Below are 25,903 nucleotides of genomic sequence, written 5' to 3'. Positions count from 1 at the left end.
AGTTGTATGCCCCTCCCCATGCACAGCACACTTATAGCGCCCATAAAAAAAGCACCCCGAGGGGTGCTTTTCTAATACAGCCAGCGCTTAGCGCTTCATGCTCTCTGGCAGGTGCGGCTGAATAGCCGTCAATACTGCTTTGAAGCACTTGATGTTGCCGGCGACGATGTGGCCTTTGTCGAGGAAGTCGTGGCCACCGTTGAAGTCGCTTACCAGGCCGCCTGCTTCTTGAATCAGCAGTACGCCTGCAGCCATGTCCCACTCGGCCAGGCCCGACTCCCAGAAGGCATCGAAGCGGCCGGCGGCGACGTAGGCCAAGTCCAGGCTGGCGGAACCTGCGCGGCGGATGCCGGCGGTCTGGCCAGTCAGGGCGCGGAACATGCCCAGGTAGTTGTCCAGGTCGGCCATTTGGTTGTCACGGAACGGGAAGCCGGTACCCAGCAGGGCGCCTTCCAGGCTGGTGCGCGAGCTGACGCGCAGGCGACGGCCATTGAGCTGGGCGCCACGGCCACGGCTGGCGGTGAATTCTTCCTGGCGAACCGGGTCGAGTACCACGGCGTGCTCGAGGCGACCACGGTATTTGCAGGCGATGCTGACGGCGAAGTGAGGGATGCCGCGCAGGAAGTTGGTGGTGCCGTCCAGCGGATCGATGATCCACAGGTAGTCCTTGCCTTCTTCGCCGGTGCCCGCGTGCATGCCGGTCTCTTCACCCTGAATGGAGTGGTTCGGGTAGGCTTTGCGCAGGGCGTCGACGATTTTCTGCTCGGCGGCGCGATCGACTTCGGAAACGTAGTCCTTGGCCTCTTTCTCATCGACCTTGATGCTATCCAGGCGTTCGATGGAGCGGAAAATCAGTTCACTGGCGCTGCGAGCGGCGCGCAGGGCGATATTCAGCATAGGCTGCATGGGCGGGTCACCTGGAGATGTTAAAGAAGAAAGCCGATCATTCTAGCAGAAATCTTTGACGGCAGAAGTGTCACATTTGCTTTCATAGCGTTACGTCCGTCGGTTCTGTAAGATCGAAGGCCCTGATATCAGCCTCTGAGAGCACAACACCGTGCTGCAAAATATTCGTGTTGTTCTGGTCAATACCAGCCACCCCGGCAACATCGGCGGCGCTGCACGTGCCATGAAAAACATGGGCTTGTCGCGCCTGGTGCTGGTGCAGCCGAAAGAGTTCCCTGCGGCCGAAGCCAGTGCACGTGCCTCCGGTGCCGACGATGTGTTGAGCAATGCCCAGGTCGTCGACAGCCTTGAGCAGGCGCTGGTCGGCTGTAACCTGGTCATGGGCACCAGTGCCCGCGAGCGCAGTATCCCCTGGCCGCTGATCGGCCCTCGCGAATGCGGGGCCAAGGCCGTGGAGCATGCGCTGGGCGGCGAGGAGATCGCCTTGGTGTTCGGGCGTGAACACGCCGGCCTGACCAACGAAGAACTGCAGCGATGTCACTTCCACGTGCACATTCCCTCGAGCCCCGACTTCAGCTCGCTGAATCTGGCCGCCGCTGTCCAGGTGCTCTCTTATGAGGTGCGCATGGCTTGGCTGGCGGCCGAGGATGCACCGGCCAAAGTCGAGAAGGTCGACGCCAGCGAGCTGGCGACCATGGACGAAATGGAGCTGTTCTATGACCACCTGGAAAAGACCTTGGTGGACATCGGCTTCCTTGACCCCGAGAAGCCCAAGCACCTGATGGCGCGCCTGCGCCGGCTGTATGGGCGAAGCTCGGTCGAGCGTCCGGAAATGAGCATTTTGCGCGGCATCCTCACCGAGACCCAGAAAGTGGCTCGGGGCGAACCGCATAAAAGGAAGGGATGACAGATGTTTGAACGTCTGCGTGAAGATATTCAAAGCGTATTCCACCGTGACCCCGCCGCGCGCAATGCCTTCGAGGTACTGACCTGCTACCCGGGCATGCACGCCATCTGGCTGCACCGGCTGGGTAATGCGCTGTGGAAACGTGATTTCAAATGGCTGGCCCGGCTGGTGTCGAACTTCGGTCGCTGGATGACCGGGATCGAGATCCACCCCGGCGCCACCATCGGCCGCCGCTTCTTCATTGACCATGGCATGGGCATCGTCATCGGCGAGACTGCTGAGATTGGCGACGATGTCACCCTCTACCAGGGCGTGACCCTGGGTGGCACCAGCTGGAACAAAGGCAAGCGTCACCCAACCCTGGAAAACGGCGTGGTGGTAGGGGCGGGGGCCAAGGTACTGGGCCCGTTCACTGTCGGCGCCGGGGCCAAGATCGGCTCCAATGCGGTGGTGACCAAGGCTGTGCCGGCAGGGGCGACTGCCGTCGGTATCCCGGGGCGTATTATCGTCAAGAGCGAAGAGACCGAAGTCGAAGCCCGGCGCAAAGCCATGGCCGAGAAGATCGGCTTCGATGCCTACGGCGTCAGTGGCGACATGCCTGACCCGGTCGCGCGTGCCATCGGCCAGATGCTCGACCACCTGCAGGCGGTCGATGAGCGCCTGGAGGGCATGTGCGGTGCGCTGACCAAGATGGGTAGCGATTACTGCGCCAAGGAGTTGCCGGCGCTGCCGGAAGATGACTTCACCGAAGTTGCCCAGGTCGCCCAGCGCGACACTCAGTCGCATTGATCGCGCCGCGCTGAAATCATAGTGACATACGGGGCGTGTGCGCACGCCCCTCGTCTGCTACAATCGCGGCCGCCTCCCGATGCAAAACCCGACTAAAGCAGTAGGTCTTATAGTTGACTTAAATGCTCGGGAATCGCATACTCGCTCACATCCTGTAACTCCCGTGGTACCCAATAGCCATGCGACTGACTACCAAAGGCCGATACGCCGTGACAGCCATGCTTGACCTGGCGTTGCACGCGCAGCATGGGCCGGTGTCTTTGGCCGACATTTCCGAGCGCCAGGGCATTTCCCTCTCTTATCTGGAGCAGCTGTTCGCCAAGCTGCGCCGCAGCAGCCTGGTATCCAGTGTGCGCGGTCCAGGCGGTGGCTATCAGCTGTCGCGGGGCATGGAAACCATCCAGGTGGCCCAGGTCATCGACGCGGTCAACGAATCGGTCGATGCCACCCGTTGCCAAGGCCTTGGGGATTGCCATGCCGGTGACACCTGCCTGACCCACCACTTGTGGTGCGATCTCAGCCAGCAGATCCATGAATTCCTCAGCGGCATCAGCCTGGCCGACCTCGTCAAGCGCCGTGAGGTGCAGGAAGTCGCCCAGCGCCAGGACCTGCGTCGTGTCGCAGGCCGATCCGCCCAGTTGGACAAGATTGAGACGTCCGCCGTCGACTGACCGTTATGACAGCGACGAGCGACGCCACCGCCTGATAGGAGATATCCATGAAGTTGCCGATCTACCTCGATTACTCCGCGACCACCCCGGTCGATCCCCGCGTCGCCCAGAAGATGGCTGACTGCCTGTTGGTCGACGGGAACTTCGGTAACCCGGCTTCGCGCTCCCACGTATTCGGCTGGAAAGCCGAAGAAGCGGTCGAGAACGGTCGTCGCCAGGTCGCCGAGCTGATCAACGCCGATCCGCGCGAAATCGTCTGGACCAGCGGTGCCACCGAGTCCGACAACCTCGCACTCAAAGGTGTCGCGCACTTCTATCAGACCAAGGGCAAGCACATCATCACCTCCAAGATCGAGCACAAGGCGGTCCTGGATACCGCTCGCCAGCTCGAGCGTGAAGGTTTCGAAGTCACCTACCTTGAGCCAGGCGAAGACGGCATCGTCACCCCGGCCATGGTCGAAGCCGTGCTGCGCGATGACACCATTCTGGTCTCGCTGATGCACGTCAACAACGAAGTCGGCTCGATCAACGACATCGCCGCCATCGGTGAGCTGACCCGCGCCCGCGGCGTGCTGTTCCACGTCGATGCCGCCCAGTCGGCCGGCAAGGTCGAAATCGACCTGCAAAAGCTGAAAGTCGACCTGATGTCGTTCTCGGCGCACAAGGTCTATGGCCCTAAAGGTATCGGCGCGCTGTACGTCAGCCGCAAGCCGCGTGTGCGTCTGGAAGCGATCATCCACGGTGGTGGCCATGAGCGCGGCATGCGTTCGGGCACCTTGCCGACACACCAGATCGTCGGCATGGGCGAAGCCTTCGCCATTGCCAAGCAGGAAATGGCCAGCGAGAACGCTCGCATCAAGGCCCTGAGCGACCGCTTCTTCAAGCAGGTCTCGGACCTTGAAGAGCTGTACGTCAACGGCAGCCAGACTGCCCGCGTACCGCACAACCTGAACCTGAGCTTCAACTACGTCGAAGGCGAGTCGCTGCTGATGTCCCTGAAAGACATCGCCGTATCGTCCGGTTCGGCCTGTACCTCCGCTTCGCTCGAGCCGTCGTATGTACTGCGCGCTCTGGGCCGTAACGACGAGCTGGCGCACAGCTCGATCCGCTTCTCCTTCGGCCGCTTCACCACCGAAGAAGAAGTCGACTACGCCGCGCAGAAAGTCTGCGAGGCCGTTAACAAACTGCGTGAGCTGTCGCCGCTGTGGGACATGTACAAAGACGGCGTTGACATCTCCAAGATCGAGTGGGCCGCCCACTAAGCAGTCGCCGGCAAGAGCGGCTCCCTGATGAGGAAGGAATTGCACCATGGCATACAGTGAAAAGGTCATCGACCACTACGAAAACCCGCGCAACGTCGGCAAGATGAATGCCGAAGACCCGGACGTCGGTACCGGCATGGTCGGCGCGCCGGCCTGCGGTGACGTGATGCGCCTGCAGATCAAGGTCAACGAGCAGGGCGTCATCGAAGACGCCAAGTTCAAGACCTACGGCTGCGGTTCGGCTATCGCTTCCAGCTCCCTCGCCACCGAGTGGATGAAGGGCAAGACTTTGGACGAAGCCGAAACCATCAAGAACACCCAGCTGGCTGAAGAACTGGCGTTGCCGCCGGTCAAGATCCACTGCTCGGTACTCGCCGAGGATGCCATCAAGGCAGCCGTTCGCGATTACAAGCAGAAGAAAGGCTTGATCTAAGTCGCCTGTTGCGAGGTAAGGAGTTCTGATGGCTATCAGCATGACAGAAGCCGCCGCCAACCACGTGCGGCGTTCCCTGGAAGGGCGCGGCAAGGGTGAAGGCATTCGCCTGGCCGTACGCACCACTGGCTGCTCGGGCCTGGCCTATGTGCTGGAGTTCGTCGACGAAGTGGCGGGCGAAGACCAGGTATTCGAGAACCACGGCGTGAAGGTCATCATCGACCCGAAAAGCCTGGTGTACCTCGATGGCACCGAGCTCGACTTCGTCAAAGAAGGGTTGAACGAAGGCTTCAAGTTCAACAACCCCAACGTGCGCGGTGAGTGTGGCTGCGGCGAAAGCTTCAACGTCTGAGGCTGGCTGTGGGTACTCCTTGTCATTACGCTCTGTTTGATCTCCAGCCGTGCTTCCGGCTGGACCTCGACAAGCTGGCCACTCGCTACCGCGAGCTGGCCCGCGAGGTCCATCCTGACCGTTTTGCCGACGCTTCCGAGCGCGAGCAGCGGGTAGCCCTGGAGAAGTCCGCGGCCCTCAACGACGCCTACCAGACGCTGCGCAGTGCGCCGCGCCGAGCCCGCTACTTGCTGGCAATCGGTGGCCACGAAGTGCCCCAGGAAGTCACGGTCCATGATCCCGACTTCCTGCTGCAGCAGATGCAGTGGCGCGAAGAGCTCGAAGAGCTGCAGGACGAAGCCGACCTCGATGGTGTTGCCGTGTTCAAGAAGCGCCTCAAGGGTGCGCAGGACACGCTGAACGAGGATTTCGCCGCCTGCTGGGATGTGCCTGCCGAGCGCGAGAAGGCCGAACGCCTGATGCGCCGCATGCAGTTCCTCGACAAGCTCGCCCAAGAAGTGCGCCAACTGGAAGAGCGCCTCGACGATTAACCCGGCGTTGCCCGTGATGACGCCTAAGGTATTCAGATAAGCATGGCCCTACTGCAGATCGCCGAACCCGGTCAAAGCCCTCAGCCGCACCAGCGCCGCCTGGCGGTGGGTATCGACCTGGGTACCACCAATTCTCTGGTCGCTGCCGTTCGCAGCGGTCGCAGCGAGCCCCTGCCGGATGTGCAGGGTAATGTCATTTTGCCGTCTGCGGTGCGCTACCTCGAAGGGCGCAGCGAAGTCGGGCAGGCTGCGCGCGATGCCGCTTCCAGCGACCCTTTGAACACCGTGCTGTCGGTAAAGCGCCTGATGGGGCGCGGCCTGGCCGACGTCAAGCAGTTGGGCGAGCAGCTGCCGTACCGCTTCATTGGCGGCGAGTCGCACATGCCGTTCATCGATACCGTCCAAGGGCCGAAAAGCCCGGTGGAAGTGTCGGCCGACATCCTCAAGGTGCTGCGCGAACGCGCCGAGCAAACCCTCGGTGGCGACTTGGTGGGGGCGGTGATCACCGTGCCAGCCTATTTCGACGACGCCCAGCGCCAAGCGACCAAGGATGCCGCGCGCCTGGCCGGCCTCAATGTGTTGCGCCTGCTCAACGAGCCAACCGCAGCGGCCGTGGCCTATGGCCTGGACCAAAACGCCGAAGGCGTGGTGGCCATCTATGACCTGGGTGGCGGCACGTTCGATATCTCCATCCTGCGCCTGACGGCCGGTGTGTTTGAAGTGCTGGCTACCGGCGGCGACACCGCCCTGGGCGGCGATGATTTCGACCACGCGATTGCCGGTTGGATCATTGAACAGGCTGGGCTGTCTTCCGACCTCGACCCGGGTACTCAGCGCCAGTTGCTGCAGGCCGCCTGCGCCGCCAAGGAAGCCCTGACCGACGCCGACGTGGTCAGCGTCAGCCACGGTGCCTGGCAGGGTGAGCTCAGCCGGGCCGCCTTCGATGCCATGATCGAGCCGCTGATCGCTCGCAGCCTCAAAGCCTGCCGCCGCGCCGTGCGCGACAGCGGTGTCGAGCTGGAAGAAGTGGGTGCAGTGGTCATGGTCGGTGGTTCGACCCGCGTTCCACGCGTGCGTGACGCTGTTGGCACACTGTTCGGCCGTACCCCATTGACCTCGATCGACCCTGACCAGGTGGTGGCCATCGGTGCTGCCATTCAGGCCGACACCCTGGCTGGCAACCGCCGTGAAGGTGGCGAGTTGCTGCTGCTCGACGTCATCCCACTGTCCCTGGGCCTTGAGACCATGGGCGGGTTGATGGAGAAGGTGATCCCGCGCAACACCACCATTCCGGTGGCGCGTGCGCAAGAGTTCACCACCTATAAAGATGGCCAGTCGGCCATGAAGATTCACGTCCTGCAAGGCGAGCGCGAGCTGATCAGCGACTGCCGCTCGCTGGCGCGCTTCGAGCTGCGCGGCATCCCGGCCATGGTCGCCGGTGCGGCGAAAATCCGCGTGACCTTCCAGGTCGATGCCGATGGACTGCTCAGCGTCGCTGCCCGCGAACTGGGCTCGGGCGTCGAAGCCAGCATTCAGGTCAAGCCGTCCTACGGCCTGACCGACGGCGAGATCGCCCGCATGCTCAAGGATTCGTTCGAGCACGCAGGCAGCGACAAGCAGGCCCGTCAGCTGCGTGAACACCAGGTTGACGGTGAGCGCCTGCTCGAAGCAGTACAGGGCGCCCTGGACGCCGATGGCGAGCGCCTGCTCAGCAGCGAAGAGCGCGAAGCCATCGAATTCCAGATGCAAGAACTACGTGATTTGCTGACCGGCACCGATGGCCCCGCCATCGAGCAACAGACCAAGCGTCTGTCGCAGGTGACCGATGCATTTGCCGCCCGTCGCCTTGATTCGACGGTCAAAGCCGCACTGGCCGGGCGCAACCTGAATGAGATCGAGGAGTAACCGATGCCGCTGGTGACATTCCTGCCGCACGAGAAGTTTTGCCCGGAAGGGCTGACCGTGGAGGTCGAGCCTGGGACCAACATCCTGGAGCTGGCCCACGAGCATCACATCGAAATGGAAAGCGCTTGCGGTGGGGTCAAGGCCTGCACCACCTGTCACTGTATTGTTCGCAAAGGTTTCGATTCGCTGGAAGAAGCGGACGAGCTGGAAGAGGACATGCTGGACAAGGCCTGGGGCCTGGAAGCCCAGTCGCGCCTCGGCTGCCAGGTGGTCGTCGCCGACCAGGACCTGACCATCGAGATCCCCAAGTATTCGCTTAACCACGCTGCTGAAGCGCCCCACTGAGGATTTTTGCATGAGTCTGAAATGGGTTGATGTACTTGAGATCGCCATCCAGCTTGCAGAAAGCAAGCCGGACGTCGATCCTCGTTATGTGAATTTCGTCGATCTGCACCGCTGGGTGCTGGCATTGCCAGAGTTCAGCGACGATCCGTCACGCGGCGGTGAGAAAGTGCTCGAGGCCATCCAGGCGGCCTGGATTGATGAAGCCGACTAAGCGCGTCGCTGCAGGTTAGGCAATCCCCTGAAACCCGCGTATAATTCGCGGGTTTAATTTTTCGCAACACTCATATTTCTGGAGTTTTCCATGGCTGTTCAACGTACTTTCTCGATCATCAAGCCTGACGCCGTTGCCAAAAACGTCATCGGCAAGATCACCACTCGCTTCGAAGAAGCTGGCCTGAAAATCGTTGCCTCGAAAATCAAGCAACTGTCCAAAGCCGAAGCCGAAGGCTTCTACGCTGAGCACAGCGAGCGCGGCTTCTTCGGCGACCTGGTTGCCTTCATGACTTCCGGCCCGGTTGTTGTTCAGGTTCTGGAAGGCGAAAACGCCATTGCTCTGAACCGTGAGCTGATGGGCGCTACCAACCCTAAAGAAGCTGCTGCCGGCACCATCCGTGCTGACTTCGCCGAGTCTATCGACGCCAACGCCGTTCACGGTTCGGACTCCGAAGCTGCTGCTGCTCGCGAGATCGCTTACTTCTTCGCTGCTACCGAGGTAACCACTCGCTAAGCGAAAGCTTACGGGTGAGGGTGAATCCATGACGACATCTACTGGCAAAATCAACCTGTTGGGCCTGACCCAGCCGGAAATGGAACAATTCTTCGACTCTATAGGGGAGAAGCGCTTCCGTGCCGGCCAGGTGATGAAATGGATTCACCATTTTGGCGTCGATGATTTCGCCGCCATGACGAACGTCGGCAAGGCCTTGCGCGAAAAGCTCGAGGCTGTTGCCGAAATTCGCCCACCGGAAGTGGTCAGTGAAGACATTTCCGCCGACGGCACCCGTAAATGGGTGATCCGCGTTGCCTCTGGCAGCTGCGTCGAGACCGTCTACATTCCTACCGACGACCGCGGCACGCTGTGCGTATCGTCGCAAGCCGGCTGCGCCCTGGACTGCAGTTTCTGCTCCACCGGCAAGCAAGGCTTCAACAGCAACCTCACCGCCGCCGAAGTGATTGGCCAGGTGTGGCTTGCCAACAAATCTTTCGGGACCGTCCCGGCCAAAGTCGACCGCGCGATTACCAACGTGGTCATGATGGGCATGGGCGAGCCTTTGCTGAACTTCGACAATGTCATCGCCGCCATGAAGATCATGATGGATGATCTGGGCTATGGCATTTCCAAGCGTCGCGTCACCTTGTCCACCTCGGGCGTGGTGCCGATGATTGACGAACTGGCCAAGCACATCGACGTGTCGCTGGCCCTGTCGCTGCACGCGCCGAACGACGAGCTGCGTAACCAGCTGGTGCCGATCAACAAGAAGTACCCGCTGAAGGTGCTGCTGGAGTCGTGCATGGGCTACATGGCCACCCTGGGTGGCAAGCGCGTGTTGACGGTTGAGTACACCCTGCTCAAGGACGTCAACGACCAGCCTGAACATGCCGCGCAGATGATCGAACTGCTGCGCGACGTGCCGTGCAAGATCAACCTGATCCCGTTCAACCCGTTCCCGCATTCCGGTTACGAGCGGCCGAGCAACAACGCCATCCGCCGCTTCCAGGACCTGCTCCACCACGGTGGTTTCAACGTCACCACCCGTACCACCCGTGGCGAAGACATCGACGCCGCCTGTGGTCAGCTGGTCGGCCAGGTCAACGACCGCACCCGCCGCAGTGAGCGCTACATCGCTGTGCGCCAGCTCTCTGCCGACGCCGAGCTGCAAGACAGCGCCGCGCGCCACTGACCGAGAACTCGCCATGACCCTGCGCGCCGCGCTGTCGATCCTTGCGCTTTTGCTGCTGGCCGGCTGCGTGTCGGGCGGCGCGGGTGACCCGCTGGCCAGCCGCCAAGGGCGGCAAGAGGCGGGCAGGGCGTATGTGCAGTTGGGGCTTGGTTATTTGCAACAAGGCTTGACCGAACAGGCCAAGGCCCCGCTGGGCAAGGCGCTTGCCCTGGACGCCAGCGATGCCGGCGCGCATGCGGCGCTGGCGCTGGTGTTTCAGGCTGAAGGTGAGCCAGCCCTGGCCGAGCAGCACTTTCAAAAAGCCCTGCAGGCACGCCCTGGCGATACGCGAATTCGCAACAACTACGGCAGTTTCCTTTATGCTCAGGGGCGATTTGCCGAGGCCAAGAAGATGTTTCGCCTGGCCAGTGCCGATACCCTGTATCCTGAGCGCTCACGCGTGTACGAGAACCTTGGCTTGACCGCCCTGAAGCTCGAGCGTCGAGACCAGGCGCACGCCTATCTGCTCAAAGCGTTGCAACTCAACCCACGGCAACCCAAGGCGTTGCTGGAAATGGCTGAGTTGTCCTACGAAAACAGGCATTATGTGCCGTCCCTGGACTACTACGATCGTTTCAGCCAGTTGAGCGACCACGACGCCCGTAGCCTCCTGCTGGGCAGCCGCCTTGCCCGGGTGTTCGACGAGCAGGGCACATTGGCCAATTTGGGCCAGCAATTACAACGACTTTATCCCGGTACGCCGGAATATCAGCAATACCTGTCGGAGCAACGATGAACGCCGCGCATCCCGAAGTAGCCGTAGCGCCTGGCCAGAACCCCGGTGAGCTTTTGCGTCAGGCCCGTGAGAAGCGGGACTGGTCGCAAGCCGAGGTGGCCCGCAAGCTCAACCTCACTGTCAGTTCGTTGAACCACGTTGAAACCGGCGCCTTCGACAAGTTGCCCGGGCACACGTTCGCCCGTGGCTATATCCGCGCCTACGCCAAACTGATGGACCTGGACCAAGCCACGCTGGTCGAGGCCTTCGACCGTTACACCGGCACCCACGCCAAAGGCAGCGAAGTGCATTCGCTGGGCCGCATCGAAGAGCCTGTACGCCTGTCGCACAACATCCTGCGCGGCGTCAGCCTGTTGCTGCTGGTGGCGGTGGTCGGTGGCGGCTTCGTCTGGTGGCAGGACCAAGGCAGCCTGCGTGGCAAGGACCTGGCCAAGATCGCCCTGGAGCACGTCGAAGTCGAGAGCGCCGACGGCACCACGCAGATTCACCCGCTGGATGAGCCTGAAGACCAGGCCGTGAGCGCCGGCCAGCAACCCGAGAGCGCCCCGTTGCCGCTGGAGCAGCCCGCAGGTGAACCGTCGGCCGCCGCTGCCGAGCAAGCACCCGCCAGCGCTGCGCCGCCCCCTGCAACAACCGTAACACCAGCCCCCGCTCAGCAGCCCCAAGCGGCCACCGCAGCCACTGCGCCAACGCCTGCGCCTGCTCCGGCAGCGCCGGCTGCCACCGCGCCCGCTGCCACTGTGCCCGCCGCGCCCGTCGCAGTGCCGGCCGGTAGCGCCAGTGTCTCGATTCAGTTCAGCGCCAATTGCTGGACCCAAGTCAACGACGGCAATGGCAAGGTGCTGTTCAGCGGCGTCAAGCGCAAGGGCGACAACCTCGAGCTGACCGGCAAGCCGCCGTTCGCGGTACGCCTGGGCTTTGCCCGTGGCGCGCAGGTCAGCTACAACGGCCAGGCCGTCGATGTTGCTCCGTTTACAAGTGGCGAGACTGCTCGCCTGAAGTTGGGACAGTAAGTCATGCACGGCGAATCTCCGATCAAACGTCGCGAATCCCGCAAAATCTGGGTCGGCAATGTGCCGGTGGGTGGTGATGCGCCCATCGCGGTACAAAGCATGACCAACACCGACACCAACGATGTCGATGCCACCGTCGGGCAGATCCAGCGCCTGGTGGATGCCGGTGTCGACATCGTGCGTGTCTCGGTGCCAGACATGGACGCCGCCGAGGCCTTCGGCCGCATCAAGCAACGGGTCAGCGTGCCTCTGGTTGCCGATATTCACTTCGACTACAAGATCGCCTTGCGTGTGGCCGAACTGGGCGTCGACTGCCTGCGCATCAACCCGGGCAACATCGGCCGTGAAGACCGTGTGCGTGCCGTGGTCGATGCGGCCCGCGACCGCGGTATCCCGATCCGTATCGGCGTCAACGCAGGCTCCCTGGAAAAGGACCTGCAGAAGAAGTACGGCGAACCGACCCCAGCCGCGCTGGTCGAGTCGGCGCTGCGCCATGTCGAGCACCTGGACCGCCTGGACTTCCAGGACTTCAAAGTCAGCGTCAAGGCCTCCGACGTGTTCATGGCCGTCGAAGCCTACCGCCTGTTGGCCAAGCAGATCATCCAGCCCCTGCACCTGGGCATCACCGAAGCCGGTGGCCTGCGCTCGGGGACAGTGAAATCCGCCGTCGGCCTCGGTATGCTGCTGGCCGAAGGCATCGGCGATACCATTCGTATCTCGCTGGCTGCTGACCCGGTCGAGGAAGTGAAAGTCGGTTACGACATCCTCAAGTCGCTGCATCTGCGTTCGCGTGGCATCAACTTCATCGCCTGCCCAAGCTGCTCGCGGCAGAACTTCGATGTGGTCAAGACCATGAACGAGCTGGAAGGGCGCCTGGAAGACCTGTTGGTGCCGCTGGACGTCGCGGTGATCGGTTGCGTGGTCAACGGCCCCGGCGAAGCCAAGGAAGCCCACGTAGGGCTGACCGGCGGCACGCCGAACCTGATCTACATCGACGGCAAGCCGGCGCAGAAGCTGACCAATGACAACCTGGTCGATGAGCTCGAAAAGCTCATCCGCCAGAAAGCGGCCGAAAAGGTCGAAGCCGACGCGGCGCTGATCGCCCGTGGCTGACACACAGAATTCGTAAGGACTTTTCGTGAGCAAATCGCTGCAAGCCATCCGTGGCATGAACGACATCCTGCCTGAACAGTCGCCACTGTGGCGCTACTTCGAGGGCACCGTGGCCGGCCTGCTGGACACCTACGGGTACAGCCAGATCCGCACGCCGATCGTCGAGTTCACCGAGCTGTTCAAGCGCTCCATCGGTGAAGTGACCGACATCGTCGAAAAAGAGATGTACACCTTCGAGGACCGCAACGGCGATTCGCTCACCCTGCGCCCCGAAGGCACTGCCGCCTGTGTGCGTGCCGTGCTGGAACATGGCATCACCGGCAACGGCCAGGTGCAGAAACTTTGGTACATCGGCCAGATGTTCCGCCACGAGCGCCCGCAAAAAGGCCGCTACCGCCAGTTCCACCAGATCGGCGTGGAAGTGTTCAACCTTGACGGGCCGGACATCGACGCCGAGCTGATCATGCTGACCTGGCGCCTGTGGGGCCTGCTGGGCATCCAGGACGCGGTCAAGCTCGAGCTCAACAGCCTGGGTACCAGCGAAGCCCGTGCCCGCTACCGTGATGCGCTGGTCGAGTTCCTCTCGGCACGCCTCGAGCAGCTGGACGAAGACAGCCAGCGTCGCCTGAAGAGCAACCCGCTGCGCATCCTCGACAGCAAGGACCAGAACACCCAGGCGGTGCTGGTTGGCGCGCCGAAGCTCGAAGATTACCTGGACGAAGAATCCCGCGTGCACTTCGAGGGCCTCAAGGCCCGTCTGGAGGCTGCCGGTATCCCGTTCGTGATCAACACCAAGCTGGTGCGTGGCCTGGACTACTACAGCAAGACCGTGTTCGAGTGGGTCACCGACAAGCTCGGCGCCCAGGGCACTGTTTGCGCCGGTGGCCGCTACGACGGCCTGGTCGAGCAGATGGGCGGCAAGCCGACCACCGGCGTTGGTTTCGCCATGGGTATCGAGCGCCTGATCCTGCTGCTGGAGACCCTGGGCAAGGTGCCCGAGTCGATCAGCCGTCAGGTCGACGTCTACCTCTGCGCCTTCGGCGAACAGGCCGAGCTGGCTGGCCTGCGCTTGTCCGAACGCCTGCGTGATCGTCTGCCAGGCCTGCGCCTGGTGGTCAACGCTGGGGGTGGCAGCTTCAAGAGCCAGTTCAAGAAAGCCGACAAGAGCGGCGCGCTGTTCGCCCTGATTCTTGGCGACGACGAGCTGGCCCAGCAAGCGATCGGCTTCAAGCCCCTGCGTGGTCAGGGCGAACAACAGAACATTGCCTGGGATGCTCTGGCTGAGCACCTGGAAACCGCGGTCGCACAGGCGTAACGCGGTCCAACAAGCGAATAGGCGAAAAGGAGTATTGGGGTGTCGAGTACCGATGATGATGACCTGGCAGGGGTCAAGGACTGGTGGAACCGCAACGGCAAGCCGCTGCTGACGGGCGCGTTGCTGGCCGGTGTGGTGGTACTGGGCTGGAATACCTGGCACAAGTACCAGAACAACCAGTCGCAAGGTGCCTCGCAGCTGTACCAGGCTTTGCTTGAAACCAGCCTGACGCCGAGTGGCCAGCCTGACGCAACCAAGGTCGCGGAACTGGCCGGCAAGCTCAAGAGCGAGTTCGGTGGTACCGCCTACGCCCAGTACGGCAGCCTGTTCGTGGCCAAGGTCGCGGTCGAGAGCGGCAAGCTCGACGACGCTGCTGCCGAGCTCAAAGCTGTGTTGGACAAGCCAGCCGATGCCACCCTGGGCGAGATTTCGCGCCAGCGCCTGGCCCGTGTACTGGCTGCCCAGGACAAGGCCGAAGAGGCACTCAAGCTGCTCGACGGCGATGCCGACAAGGCGTTCCTGGCCAGCCGCGAAGAATTGAAGGGTGACCTGCTGGTGCAGCTGGGTCGCGCCGACGATGCTCACAGCGCTTATGAGAAAGCCAAGGCCTCGCTGTCGGATGAAGCAGCGGTCGGTGGCCTGCAACTGAAGCTGGATGACTTGGCCAAAGGGGACGCGTGACGTGATCGGTTGGAAACAAGCAGCAGTGCTGACCCTGGCCGTACTGGCCGCGGGTTGCAGCAGCAACAGCAAGAAGGAACTGCCCCCGGCCGAGCTGACCAAGTTCACCGAGGAAGTGGTACTGAAAAAGCAGTGGAGCCGCTCGATCGGTGACGGCCAGGGCGAGACGTACAACACCCTGGTACCGGCCATCGAAAACGACCGTATCTACGCCTCCGACGTCAACGGCGAAGTCTTCGCCCTCGACCGTATCACCGGCGACGTGGTGTGGAAAAAAGACCTGGACCTGCAAGTGTCGGGCGCTGTCGGCGTGGGTTACGGGCTGGTCATGCTCGGCACCCTCAAAGGCGAGGTCATCGCGCTGGACTCCAGCACCGGTGAAGAGCGCTGGCGTTCGCGCGTGACCAGTGAAGTGCTGGCACCGCCCGCCAACAACGGCGACGTGGTGGTAGTGCAGACCCAGGACGACCGCCTGATCGGCCTCGATGCCGCGACCGGCGACCGCCGCTGGATCTACGAAAACACCCCGGCCGTACTGACCCTGCGCGGCACCGGTGCACCGATCGCGACCAACCGCCTGGCGGTTGCCGGCCTGTCCACCGGTAAAGTGATCGCGGTGGATATCAACAACGGCGTGCCAGTGTGGGAGAGCCGTGTGGCCATCCCGCAGGGGCGTTCCGAGTTGGACCGCGTGGTAGATATCGACGGCGGCTTGCTGCTGTCCGGTGGTACTCTGTACGTCAGCACCTACCAGGGCCGCGTAGCGGGCCTGGACCTGGAAAGCGGCCGCGTGCTGTGGCAGCGTGATGCGTCCAGCTATGTGGGTGTCGCCCAGGGTTACGGTAACGTCTATGTCAGCGAAGCCTCGGGTACCGTTGAAAGCGTCGACGAGCGCTCTTCCAGCGCCCTGTGGACCAACGATTCCATGGCTCGCCGTCAGCTGTCGGCACCGGAAGTGTTCTCCAGCTACGTGGCTGTCGGGGACTTCGAGGGTTACCTGCACCTGCTCAGCCAGGTCGATGGCCGCTTCGTCGGCCGTGAACGAATCGACAGCGATGGCCTGCGCGCCCGGCCCCTGGTGGTCGGCGACACCATCTACGTCTTCGGCAACAGCGGCAAGCTCGAGGCACTGACCGTCCGCTGAAGCTAAGCTCAAGACCGCCAACGGTCTTGAGCCGCGGTGTAGGAAACGCCGCACAAACTCCGGCCGCTGCCTTGCAGCGGCCTTTGCATTTTCAAGAATTCAAGAGTGGAGAGCCGCATGGTTCCCGTAATCGCCCTGGTGGGACGGCCGAACGTCGGCAAATCCACCATGTTCAACCGCCTGACCAAGACCCGCGATGCCATCGTCGGTGACCTGTCGGGCCTGACCCGTGACCGCCAGTATGGTGATGCCTCCTGGCAGGGTCGTTCTTTCATCCTGATCGACACCGGCGGTATCACCGGTGACGAAGTGGGCATGGACGAGAAAATGGCCGAGCAGTCGCTCATGGCCATCGAAGAAGCCGACTATGTGCTGTTCCTGGTCGATGCCCGTGCGGGCATGACCGCAGCCGACCAGATGATTGCCGAGCACCTGCGCAAGCGCAACAAGTCGGCGATTCTGGTTGCCAACAAGATCGACAACATCGACCCCGACGTTGCGCGTGCCGAGTTCTCGCCGATGGGCATGGGCAACGCCATTCCGGTGGCGGGCTCCCAGGGCCGTGGTATCAACGCCCTGATGGAAGCCGTGCTCGGCCACCTTCCGCGTGATGCCGAGGACGAAGCACTCGACCAGGACGTCGCCGAAGGCGAGGAAGCCGCGCGCATTCCTGGCCCAAGCGAAAAAGATGGCATCAAGATCGCCATCATCGGCCGCCCGAACGTCGGCAAGTCGACCTTGGTCAACCGCATGCTCGGCGAAGAGCGCGTGGTGGTCTACGACGAGCCAGGCACCACCCGAGACAGTATCTACATCCCGTTCGAGCGCGATGGCGACAAGTACACCTTCATCGACACCGCCGGGGTGCGCAAGCGCGGCAAGATCCACGAGGAAGTCGAGAAGTTCTCGGTGGTCAAGACGCTGCAGGCGATCAAAGACGCCAACGTGGTCATCTTCGTCATGGATGCCCGCGAAGGTGTGGTCGACCACGACCTGAACCTGCTGGGCTTTGCCCTCGAAGCCGGCCGCGCCATCGTCATCGCCCTGAACAAATGGGATGGCATGGAGTCGGGTGAGCGCGCCTACGTGAAGACCGAGCTGGAGCGCCGGCTGTTCTTCGTCGATTTCGCCGACATCCACTTCATTTCCGCGCTTCACGGCACGGGCGTGGGCAACCTGTACAAGTCGGTACAGGCCGCGTTCACGTCGGCGGTCACCCGTTGGCCAACCAGCCGCCTGACGCAGATCCTCGAAGATGCGGTCAGCGAGCACCAGCCGCCGTTGGTCAATGGCCGCCGCATCAAGCTGCGTTATGCCCACCTGGGCGGTGCCAACCCGCCGCTGATCGTGATCCACGGCAACCAGACCGAGAGCATTCCCAAGTCGTACTCGCGTTACCTGGAAAACACCTACCGCCGCGTGCTGAAACTGGTCGGTACGCCGATCCGCATCGAGTATAAAGGTGGTGAGAACCCGTACGAGGGCAAGAAAAACACCCTCACCGATCGCCAGGTCAACAAGAAGCGCCGCTTGATGTCGCACCACAAGAAGGCCGAGAAGAAGCGCCGCGACAAGCGCTGATTTCGCGTCGACTTCTTCGCGGCTAAAGCCGCTCCCACAGGGATAGCGCAGTCATCGAGTGCAGCGCAGTACCTGTGGGAGCGGCTTTAGCCGCGAAGGGGCCCTTTGATCCAACGCAATCCCCCTATTGTTTCAACCTTTTTCCTGACCGCTCGATCCGCTATGCTCGGACTCCACCCCGTGCCGGATAAACCCCAGGAAAGAGGGCTCCATGATCCGCAGCAAACTGCCGAATGTCGGCACGACCATCTTCACCACCATGTCCCAGCTCGCCGTGCAGACCGGTGCGCTCAACCTTTCCCAAGGCTTCCCCGACTTCAACGGCCCGCAGGCGTTGCTCGATGCAGTGGGCCGGCATGTGGCCGCCGGGCATAACCAGTACGCGCCAATGACTGGCCTGCCGGCCCTGCGCCAGCAGGTAGCGGCCAAGGTCGCACGGTTGTATGGCGCACAGGTGGATGCCGATCACGAAGTGACCATCACCCCAGGTGCCACCGAGGCAATCTTTTGCGCCATTCAAGCGGTGATCCAGGCCGGTGACGAAGTCATCGTCTTCGACCCGTGCTATGACAGCTACGAGCCGTCGGTGGAACTGGCCGGTGGCCGTTGTGTGCATGTGCAATTGAGCGACGGCGACTTCCGCATCGACTGGCAGCGGTTCAGCGATGCCCTCAGCCCGCGTACACGCATGGTCATCCTCAACTCGCCGCATAACCCCAGCGGCGCGCTGATCACCCGTGAAGACCTGGACCAGCTGGCGCAGCTGATCGCTGATCGCGATATCTACCTGGTCAGCGACGAAGTCTACGAGCACCTGGTCTATGACGGCGTACGCCACGCCAGCGTGCTGGCCCATGCCGAGCTCTATAACCGTGCCTTCGTGGTCAGTTCGTTCGGCAAGACCTACCATGTGACCGGTTGGAAAACCGGCTACGTGATCGCCCCGCCGGCCCTGAGCGCGGAGCTGCGCAAGGTGCACCAGTACGTCAATTTCTGCGGCGTCACGCCGTTGCAGTGCGCGCTGGCCGACTTCATGGCCGAGCACCCCGAGCACCTCGATGAACTGCCAGGCTTCTACCAGGCCAAGCGCGACCTGTTCTGCGATTTGCTCGAAGGTTCGCGCTTCAGTTTTCGCCGCACGGCCGGCACCTATTTCCAGCTGGTGGACTATTCGCAGATCCGCCCGGACCTGAACGATGTCGAGATGTCGTTGTGGCTGACCCGTGAGCACGGCGTGGCGACCATTCCGGTGTCGGTGTTCTACCAGCAACCCATCCCCGAGCAACGCCTGGTGCGCCTGTGCTTTGCCAAACGTGAGGAGACGCTGCGTCAGGCGGCGGAAAAACTATGCGCGATCTGAGTACACTGCCCGACCTGAAAATCGCCTTGGTGCAGACCACCCTGGCCTGGCACGACCGCGAGGCCAATTATGCGCACTTCGAGGAACTGCTGAAGCAAGTGGGTGAGGTGGACCTGGTGATCCTGCCAGAGATGTTCACCACCGGCTTCTCGATGGAGTCCGAAAGCCTGGCCGAGCCCGAGAACGGCCCGACCTACAAATGGCTCAAGGCCCAGGCGAAGAAGTACAACGCGGTGATCACCGGCAGCGTGATCATCCAGGCCGCCGATGGCAGCCACCGTAATCGCCTGCTGTGGGCGCGCCCGGACGGTGAGATCTTGCACTACGACAAGCGCCACCTGTTCCGCATGGCGGGCGAGCACAAGCATTACACCCCCGGTGAGCGTCAGGTGCAGTTCGAGATCAAGGGCTGGCGGGTGCGCCCGTTGATCTGCTACGACCTGCGCTTCCCGGTGTGGAGCCGTGATGCCCAGGACACCGACCTGCTGCTGTACACCGCCAACTGGCCGGCGGCGCGCCGCCAGCACTGGAACCGACTGCTGCCGGCGCGGGGCATCGAGAACCTGTGCTTTGTCGCGGCGGTGAACCGCGTGGGCACCGATGGCAAAGGCTTCGCCTATTCCGGTGACAGCCAGGTGCTGGACTTCCAGGGCGAGAGCCTGCTCAGTGCTGGCGAAGCGGACGGGGTGTTCACGGTGGTGTTGAGAGCGGCGGAGCTGGCGGCGTACCGGGCCAAGTTCCCGGCGAACCTGGATGCCGATACCTTCGAGCTGCACTAACAGCCTGCACTGGCCCTTTCGCAGCACAAGGCTGCTCCTACACGTTATGCGCTACACCTGTAGGAGCAGCCTTGTGCTGCGAAAGGGCCAGATGCCTTTACATCAATATCTGATCAGTACACATCCCGCCGATACCGCCCATCCTCGATCAGTTGCTCGACCATTTCATCGCCGAGAATGCCCTTGAGCGCCGCATCAACGCCGGCCGCCATGCCCTGCAAGCTGCCGCAGACATACACACAGGCGCCATCCGCCACCCAGCGCTTGAACGCTTCAGCCTGCTGCAGCAACACATCCTGCACATACACCTTCTCGGCCTGATCCCGCGAAAACGCCAGGTCCAGGCGTGCCAAATCGCCGCTGTCGAGCCAGCCTTGCAGTTCGTTGCCGCACAGCAGGTCATGCGCGCGGTTACGTTCACCGAACAGCAGCCAATTGCGTTGTTCGCCCGCGTTGACCCGCGCGCGCAGCAGGCTGCGCAGCCCAGCCAGGCCAGTACCGTTGCCGATCAGAATCATCGGCACCGGTGACTCGGGCAGGTGGAAGCCACTGTTGCGGCGCAGGCGCACGTTCAGCAGGCCATTCACCGGCAGGTACTCGGTCAGCCAACCAGACCCCAGCCCGAAATTGCCATCCGGGTGACGTTCCTGGCGCACGATCAATTCCAATACACCGTCACTGGCGATCGAAGCGATGGAGTATTCACGCGTGCCGATCGGTACCAGCGCATCGACCAGCGCCTGCGCGTGCAAGCCCACCAACTGATCGCGCCGGCTGGGCAACTGACGGCTGGCCAGCGCCTGGCCCAAGGTCTCGCTCAGGCCGTCGAGCTGCACGGGGGCGTTGGCATCCAGGCCCAGGCCGTCGAGGAAGGCGTCGACCCGCAGCTGAGCATTGCGCGGCAGGATTTCTACCAGGTCGCCGGCTTGCCAGCTGGCAGGCTCCTCGGGGCGCAGGCCGATCAGGTAGACCGGCAAGCCCTGGCTGCCCGGGTTCATCAACTCACGTTGCACCAGCGTCCAGTTGCCGAAACTCGGCGGCTGCCAGGCCGTGACCGGCTGGGCCCCCGTCAGCTGCGCCAGTGCCTGTTGCCATTGTTGCAGCGCCGCCTGGTCGGCGTTGTCCACCTCCACCGGGCTGAACGCCGTGCTGGCGCCGCGTTCACCCAACCAAGCCTGCAGGCGACGGGCAAAGCCGCAGAAGTGCGGGTATTGGCGGTCGCCTAGGGCGAGCACGGCATAGTGCAGGTTGTTCAGCGCCCAGGGTTGGCCAAGCACCTTGCGCTCGAACGCGCGGGCGCTATCTGGCGCTTCGCCATCGCCGAAGGTACTGACCACGAATAAGGCGCGACGGGCCTGGCGCAAGTCATCCTCGCCCAGTTCGGCCAAGGCACGGACTTGCACCGGCAGGCCAGCCGCCTGCAATTGCCCGGCACTTTGCCAGGCCAGCTGTTCGGCGAAGCCGCTCTGGCTGGCAAAGCCGATCAGCCAGCTGTCGCTGCCAGCCTGGGTGCTGTCGACGCCGCCTCGGGCAGCGCGAACCTGGCGTTTCTTGCGGCGGCGGTCAAGGTACAGCAGCCAGCCGGTGACGAAGAACAGCGGCATGGTCAGGCTGGCGAGGGTGACGATGATCCGGCCCGGCAAGCCGAAGTATTCGCCTACGTGCAGGGCGTAAACGCTCTGCAGCAACTGCGCCTTGAAGGATTTGTCGGTGTAGCGGTCGTGGCTTTTCACCTGGCCGGTGGCCGGGTCGAGGACCAGCGTGTTGAAGGCGCGCGGGTGCGCGGCATCGTCCACTAGGTAGAAGAGGTTGGCCGGCTGGCCACCTGCCGGTGGCAGGCGAAGGTTGTACATGGCCAGGCCCGGGCCCGCGGCCTCCTTGAGGTTGGCCCAGATAGCGTCGTAGTCGACCACCAGCGGCGGTGCGTTCTTGTCGACCTTCTGTGGCCCGTGGCGGCCACGGCCTTCGCCGCGTTTTTGCTGCTGGCCCGCTGCCGGCGCATCGGCCAGCAGTTTGTTCAGGCCTTCGCGGTACCATTCATAGGACCAGAACAGGCCGGTGAGGGCGAACAGCAGGTAGAACAGCAGGCACCAGGTACCGGCCACGGCGTGCAGGTCCCAGTTGAAGGCGCGGCCTTTCTTGGCCCATTCGAAGGTCAGCCAGACCCGCCAGTTGAGCGCCTTGCGCGGCCAGCGCAGGTACAGGCCAGAGAGGCAGAAGAAGATCAGCATCAGGGTGCAGGCACCGGTGATCTGCCGGCCGCTGTCGCCCATGGCCAGGAACCGGTGCAGGTTGAGCATCAGGTTGAAGAAGTCCTGCCCGGCCACTTCACCCTTGAGCTCGCCGGTGTACGGGTCGGCATAACGCAGCTCACCACGGCGCTGGCCTGGCGGCGGTGTGAAGAAGATCCGCGCAGCGTTGCCTTCGTGCAGGTCCACCCACAGCATCGCGACCTTGTCGCCTCGTGCGGCCTCGACTCGCTGCACCAGTTCGGCGGGCGGTAATACGCCCTCGGGGCGTACTTCGACCTTCAGCACATCGGCATTGAAGGCCCGAAGCAGTTCTTCCTGAAACGACCAGATCGCCCCGGTGATGCCCATCAAGGCCAGCACCAGGCCAGCGGTGATGCCAAAGAACCAGTGCAATTGGAACAGCGTCTTCTTCACCACATCGATCACCTTGTCTTGCCGTTTCAGTTCAGGCGGCGTGCATTATGCCTTGATACGCAAAAGCCCCGCTCAATGAACGGGGCAGGGGTGGGTGTTGTTTACCGGTTGTATGTAGCCTGTGCCGGCCTCTTCGCGGCTAAAGCCGCTCCCACAGGGACACCACGAAACTCGAGGTCAGTGGAATACCTGTGGGAGCGGCTTTAGCCGCGAAAGGGCCGGCACAGGCACAGCCCATTCAACAGATCAACCCAATCCCGACATCAGAAGTGAACGCTGGTGGTCAGCAGCGCCGTCCGCCCAGCCGCCTGGTTGGCGAAGTGGGTGGAGAACGCCTTGTCGTAGTACACCTCGTTGGTCAGGTTCTGCACGTTCAGCTGCAGGTCGACGTTCTTGGTCAGCTTGTAGGCGGCCATGGCGTCGTAGCGCACGTAGCTGTCAACCATGGTGGTGTTGGCCACGCTGCCGTACACGTCATCCACATAGAACGCGCCACCCCCGACGGTCAGCTTCGGCGTGATCGAATACGTGGTCCACAGGCTGGCGCTGTTGTTCGGTGTGTTCGGCAGCTGGTTGCCATCGTTAACCTTGCCCAGGGCGCCGCCATCGATCTGGCGCGCCTGCATGTAGGTGTAGCCGGCAAAGACCTGCCACTTGTCAGTGAGCTTGCCGCTGGCCGACAGCTCGATACCCTGCACGCGGGTTTCGCCGACGTTTTCGTAGGTGGTGGTGTCCACCTGAACGCGGGCGTTTTCCTTCTCGGTGCGGAACAGCGCGGCGGCCAGGGACAGGCGCTGGTCGAGCAGGTCCCACTTGGTGCCGATCTCGTAGTTGGTGGTCTCTTCCGGCTCCATGTCGCTGCTCAGCAGGTTGCCGGCGCGGTCGCTGGTGTTGCCCAGTGGGTTGCCTTCGGTGCCCTCGCCGAGCATCGCGCCGGGTGGCGTCGCGGAGGTGGCGTAGGAGACATAGATGCTGCCGTTTTCGGCCGGCTTCCAGACCAGGCCCAGTTGGCCGGTGACGAACTCGCTGGTATCACGGCCCTTGGAGGCCACGCCCTTGGCGTTGACCACGGTGGCGCCAGCGGCATCGTAGGTACGGTACTGGGTGTCAAAGTGGTCGTAGCGCAGGCCCATGTTCAGCAGCCAGTCAGGCGTCAGCTCCAAGGTGTCGAAGACGTACAGGGCGCGGGTATTGCTCTTGGTATCGGTGCCAGCGTAGTTGCGCGAGATCGCGCCATTCCACGGATCATCCGGGTTCGGATTGCTCAACGAGGTGCAGTTGTAGCCGCTGTTGGCGCCGATCAGGCTTGGGTTACACGCCGTGGCAGACGAGCCGCCAGTTGCGGTATCAACGTTGTACGACGAACGCTTGCTCTCTTCCCGGCTCAGCTCGATGCCGGTGGAGAAGCTGTTCTTCATCCCACCCACATAGAACTCGCCAAACAGGTCGGTCTGGTTGGTGGTGGTGGCGGTGTTGCCAACGCGGCTGTTGGCGCGGCGCCAGACGCTGCCGTTGTTGACGTTGCCCTTGCTGTCGTCAGGCTGGGTCAGGATGTAATCCTGCATGCTGTTGCCGTGACGCAGGGTGTTCTTGATGGTCAGCGCGTCCGTCAGGTCGTGCTCGATCGCGAAGGTGGCGATGTCGACGCGGCTCTTGCGGAAGTCGCGGCCGGTCAGGCCATAGAAGTTGTCGCTGTCACCGCCATCGTACGGTTTGCTCGGGTGCGCCGAGGTACGGGCGCCGCTACCACCGGTAGGAATGGTGTACGGGATGCCGGAATCCGGCAGGTCGTCGCTTTCCAGGTGGTAGTAGTCGAGGTTGACGCGGGTCGGGGTGCCCAGGCCGAAAGCCAGGGACGGGGCGATGCCCCAGCGGTCGTAGTTGACCTTGTCGCGGCCGGCGACGTTGCTCTCGTGGGTCATCAGGTTGAGACGACCGGCCACCGTGTCGCTGAACTGGTAGTTGCCATCGAAGGTGTAGCGTTGGGTCTGGTCACTGCCCCAGGTCCAGGCGCCATCCAGCGAGTTGCCCAGGTGCGCGCGCTTGCTCACCAGGTTGATGGTGCCGCCTGCTGCGCCACGGCCACCGATGGCCGAGTTCGGGCCCTTGGCCACTTCCACCGACTCGATGGCGAAGATCTCGCGGGTTTGCGCGCCGGTATCGCGTACGCCGTCCAGGTAGGTGTCGCCCTGGGCGTCGAAGCCGCGGATGAATGGCCGGTCACCTTGCGGGTTGCCGCCTTCACCGGCACCAAAGGTGATGCCAGGTACCGTGCGCAGGGCGTCCTGCAGGCTGAGGGCGTTGGTGTCCTTGATGACCTGTTGCGGGATCACCGTGACCGAGCGTGGCGTGTCTACCAGCGGCGCGGTGTACTTCTGCGATGAGGCTTTCTCGACCTTGTAATCGGTGCTGGCCTGTTCGGCCTTGCCGTTGACGCTGGTGGCATCCAGGGTGACAGCGTTGTTGGCGGCAGGCTCGGCAGCGTAGGCGGTCGAAGCAGTGATGGCGACGCCGATGGCGGTCACGATCAGGCGTGGTGAACTCACAGCAGATGGCACGTAGTGACGCATTGGTAAGGACCTTCCCCAAGGTGATAAGGCGGCGGATCTTAATGTAAGCAATTGTGACTAACAATTGAGAGTCGTTACCATTCGTGAAGAATTTACAATCTTTACAGTTTGGCTTTACGGTTTTCAGTGGCTGAAACGTCTTAAGCGGCGAATGGGGCTTGTGGTATGTAAAAGGGAATCAATATCATTGACGCCTTTACATTTGCCCTGGTGCCGTCGCCATGCTGCTTCACATTCCCGGCCTGTTCGATGCCGACGAACTCACGCGTATCCGCGAGGCGCTGGAGCAGGCTGATTGGGCCGATGGTAAGGTCACTGCCGGGTATCAATCGGCCAAGGCCAAGCACAACCTGCAGTTGCCTGAAGGCCACCCGCTGGCCAAGGAGCTGGGCAGCGCGCTGATTGACCGCCTGTGGAACACGCCGCGCTTCATGTCAGCAGCGCTGCCGCACAAGGTGTTTCCACCGCTGATCAACTGCTACCGCGAAGGCGGCAACTTCGGCTTCCACATCGACAATGCGCTGCGCCAGCCCAAGGGCAGCCCGGAGCGCGTGCGTACCGACCTGTCCTCGACGCTGTTCCTCAGCGACCCGGACAGCTACGACGGCGGCGAACTGGTGATTCAGGACACTTACGGCGTGCAGCAGGTCAAGTTGGCAGCGGGCGACCTGGTGCTGTACCCCGGCACCAGCCTGCACAAGGTCAACCCGGTGACCCGCGGCCAGCGTTATGCGGCGTTTTTCTGGACGCAGAGCCTGGTGCGCGAGGACAGCCAGCGTGCGCTGCTGTTCGAGATGGACAATGCCATCCAGCAACTCACCGCCGATGTGCCCGATCACCCATCGCTGCTGCAGTTGACGGGGACTTACCACAACCTGCTGCGCCGCTGGGCTGAGGTCTGAACC

At 62.6% G+C, this 25,903-nt stretch carries 25 protein-coding genes; 22 read left to right on the top strand and 3 right to left on the bottom strand.

Translation table 11 applies throughout. The annotated features are described in order from the left end of the window. Positions 1-87 precede the first annotated feature (87 nt). Positions 88-906: a type III secretion system regulator SuhB gene (gene suhB, locus QOS90_RS12530; RefSeq protein ID WP_027595538.1), complete on the bottom strand. Its 819-nt coding sequence runs from the start codon at positions 904-906 to the stop codon at positions 88-90. Positions 907-1,057: 151 nt separating this feature from the next. Here suhB and trmJ point away from each other — a divergent pair, with 151 nt between their 5' ends. From trmJ to QOS90_RS12425, 21 genes are all read left to right on the top strand, one after another. Continuing rightward, positions 1,058-1,813 carry a tRNA (cytosine(32)/uridine(32)-2'-O)-methyltransferase TrmJ gene (trmJ, locus tag QOS90_RS12525; protein ID WP_085272638.1) on the top strand — a complete coding sequence of 252 codons (756 nt, stop codon included), beginning with the start codon at positions 1,058-1,060 and terminating at the stop codon, positions 1,811-1,813. 3 nt (positions 1,814-1,816) lie between these two features. Next, positions 1,817-2,602, top strand: a complete 786-nt coding sequence (gene cysE, locus QOS90_RS12520) for a serine O-acetyltransferase (protein WP_027595540.1) — start codon at positions 1,817-1,819, stop codon at positions 2,600-2,602. A 179-nt stretch (positions 2,603-2,781) separates the two neighbouring features. Continuing rightward, the gene (gene iscR / locus QOS90_RS12515; RefSeq protein WP_027595541.1) at positions 2,782-3,273 is read left to right on the top strand and encodes a Fe-S cluster assembly transcriptional regulator IscR; all 492 of its coding nucleotides are present in this window, start codon (positions 2,782-2,784) and stop codon (positions 3,271-3,273) included. Positions 3,274-3,320: 47 nt separating this feature from the next. Next, complete coding sequence (locus QOS90_RS12510; protein ID WP_027595542.1) at positions 3,321-4,535, top strand: IscS subfamily cysteine desulfurase; 1,215 nt, start codon at positions 3,321-3,323, stop codon at positions 4,533-4,535. Positions 4,536-4,581: 46 nt separating this feature from the next. Continuing rightward, positions 4,582-4,968, top strand: coding sequence for a Fe-S cluster assembly scaffold IscU (iscU, locus tag QOS90_RS12505; protein ID WP_003248539.1), 387 nt, complete (start codon positions 4,582-4,584; stop codon positions 4,966-4,968). Between the two features lie 28 nt (positions 4,969-4,996). Further along, positions 4,997-5,320: an iron-sulfur cluster assembly protein IscA gene (gene iscA, locus QOS90_RS12500; protein ID WP_027595543.1), complete on the top strand. Its 324-nt coding sequence runs from the start codon at positions 4,997-4,999 to the stop codon at positions 5,318-5,320. An 8-nt stretch (positions 5,321-5,328) separates the two neighbouring features. Beyond that, positions 5,329-5,850: a co-chaperone HscB gene (hscB, locus tag QOS90_RS12495; protein ID WP_027595544.1), complete on the top strand. Its 522-nt coding sequence runs from the start codon at positions 5,329-5,331 to the stop codon at positions 5,848-5,850. 42 nt (positions 5,851-5,892) lie between these two features. Then, positions 5,893-7,755: a Fe-S protein assembly chaperone HscA gene (hscA, locus tag QOS90_RS12490; protein WP_027595545.1), complete on the top strand. Its 1,863-nt coding sequence runs from the start codon at positions 5,893-5,895 to the stop codon at positions 7,753-7,755. Positions 7,756-7,758: 3 nt separating this feature from the next. Then, positions 7,759-8,100, top strand: a complete 342-nt coding sequence (gene fdx / locus QOS90_RS12485) for an ISC system 2Fe-2S type ferredoxin (protein ID WP_027595546.1) — start codon at positions 7,759-7,761, stop codon at positions 8,098-8,100. 10 nt (positions 8,101-8,110) lie between these two features. Beyond that, positions 8,111-8,311, top strand: a complete 201-nt coding sequence (gene iscX / locus QOS90_RS12480) for a Fe-S cluster assembly protein IscX (protein WP_024762959.1) — start codon at positions 8,111-8,113, stop codon at positions 8,309-8,311. Between the two features lie 90 nt (positions 8,312-8,401). Then, positions 8,402-8,827, top strand: coding sequence for a nucleoside-diphosphate kinase (ndk, locus tag QOS90_RS12475; RefSeq protein WP_012316140.1), 426 nt, complete (start codon positions 8,402-8,404; stop codon positions 8,825-8,827). A gap of 28 nt (positions 8,828-8,855) precedes the next feature. Further along, complete coding sequence (gene rlmN, locus QOS90_RS12470; RefSeq protein ID WP_027595547.1) at positions 8,856-10,001, top strand: dual-specificity RNA methyltransferase RlmN; 1,146 nt, start codon at positions 8,856-8,858, stop codon at positions 9,999-10,001. Between the two features lie 13 nt (positions 10,002-10,014). After that, positions 10,015-10,776 carry a type IV pilus biogenesis/stability protein PilW gene (gene pilW / locus QOS90_RS12465; RefSeq protein ID WP_027595548.1) on the top strand — a complete coding sequence of 254 codons (762 nt, stop codon included), beginning with the start codon at positions 10,015-10,017 and terminating at the stop codon, positions 10,774-10,776. Then, entirely contained in the window at positions 10,773-11,789 is a 1,017-nt protein-coding gene (locus QOS90_RS12460; RefSeq protein ID WP_085272639.1) for a RodZ domain-containing protein, read from the top strand. The genes pilW and QOS90_RS12460 overlap by 4 nt, the downstream gene beginning before the upstream one ends. 3 nt (positions 11,790-11,792) lie before the next feature. Then, entirely contained in the window at positions 11,793-12,902 is a 1,110-nt protein-coding gene (gene ispG, locus QOS90_RS12455) for a flavodoxin-dependent (E)-4-hydroxy-3-methylbut-2-enyl-diphosphate synthase (RefSeq protein WP_027595550.1), read from the top strand. Positions 12,903-12,927: 25 nt separating this feature from the next. Beyond that, the gene (gene hisS / locus QOS90_RS12450; protein WP_027595551.1) at positions 12,928-14,217 is read left to right on the top strand and encodes a histidine--tRNA ligase; all 1,290 of its coding nucleotides are present in this window, start codon (positions 12,928-12,930) and stop codon (positions 14,215-14,217) included. Positions 14,218-14,256: 39 nt separating this feature from the next. Next, positions 14,257-14,898 (top strand): tetratricopeptide repeat protein, encoded by a 642-nt coding sequence (locus QOS90_RS12445; RefSeq protein WP_027595552.1) that lies wholly within the window; start codon positions 14,257-14,259, stop codon positions 14,896-14,898. Position 14,899: 1 nt separating this feature from the next. Beyond that, complete coding sequence (gene bamB / locus QOS90_RS12440; RefSeq protein ID WP_027595553.1) at positions 14,900-16,042, top strand: outer membrane protein assembly factor BamB; 1,143 nt, start codon at positions 14,900-14,902, stop codon at positions 16,040-16,042. A gap of 117 nt (positions 16,043-16,159) precedes the next feature. Then, on the top strand, positions 16,160-17,623 hold the full coding sequence (gene der, locus QOS90_RS12435) for a ribosome biogenesis GTPase Der (RefSeq protein ID WP_027595554.1): 1,464 nt from the start codon (positions 16,160-16,162) through the stop codon (positions 17,621-17,623). Positions 17,624-17,834: 211 nt separating this feature from the next. Beyond that, the gene (locus QOS90_RS12430) at positions 17,835-18,983 is read left to right on the top strand and encodes a pyridoxal phosphate-dependent aminotransferase (protein ID WP_085272640.1); all 1,149 of its coding nucleotides are present in this window, start codon (positions 17,835-17,837) and stop codon (positions 18,981-18,983) included. Beyond that, positions 18,971-19,762 (top strand): amidohydrolase, encoded by a 792-nt coding sequence (locus QOS90_RS12425; RefSeq protein WP_085272641.1) that lies wholly within the window; start codon positions 18,971-18,973, stop codon positions 19,760-19,762. The genes QOS90_RS12430 and QOS90_RS12425 overlap by 13 nt, the downstream gene beginning before the upstream one ends. 113 nt (positions 19,763-19,875) lie before the next feature. On the opposite strand, the gene QOS90_RS12420 is transcribed toward QOS90_RS12425, so the two are convergent. Then, positions 19,876-22,431, bottom strand: a complete 2,556-nt coding sequence (locus QOS90_RS12420; RefSeq protein WP_085272808.1) for a PepSY domain-containing protein — start codon at positions 22,429-22,431, stop codon at positions 19,876-19,878. A gap of 260 nt (positions 22,432-22,691) precedes the next feature. After that, positions 22,692-24,998 carry a TonB-dependent receptor gene (locus QOS90_RS12415; RefSeq protein WP_027595558.1) on the bottom strand — a complete coding sequence of 769 codons (2,307 nt, stop codon included), beginning with the start codon at positions 24,996-24,998 and terminating at the stop codon, positions 22,692-22,694. A 221-nt stretch (positions 24,999-25,219) separates the two neighbouring features. Between QOS90_RS12415 and QOS90_RS12410 the strand changes: the two genes are divergently transcribed. Further along, positions 25,220-25,900, top strand: a complete 681-nt coding sequence (locus tag QOS90_RS12410; RefSeq protein ID WP_027595559.1) for a Fe2+-dependent dioxygenase — start codon at positions 25,220-25,222, stop codon at positions 25,898-25,900. Positions 25,901-25,903 lie beyond the last annotated feature (3 nt).

The organism is Pseudomonas sp. LAIL14HWK12:I10, from assembly GCF_900184205.1.
GTDB classification, from domain to species: Bacteria; Pseudomonadota; Gammaproteobacteria; order Pseudomonadales; family Pseudomonadaceae; genus Aquipseudomonas; species Aquipseudomonas kermanshahensis.
The sequence above is the reverse complement of the archived record's forward strand: the minus strand, read 5'-3'. Positions and strand labels throughout refer to the sequence as shown.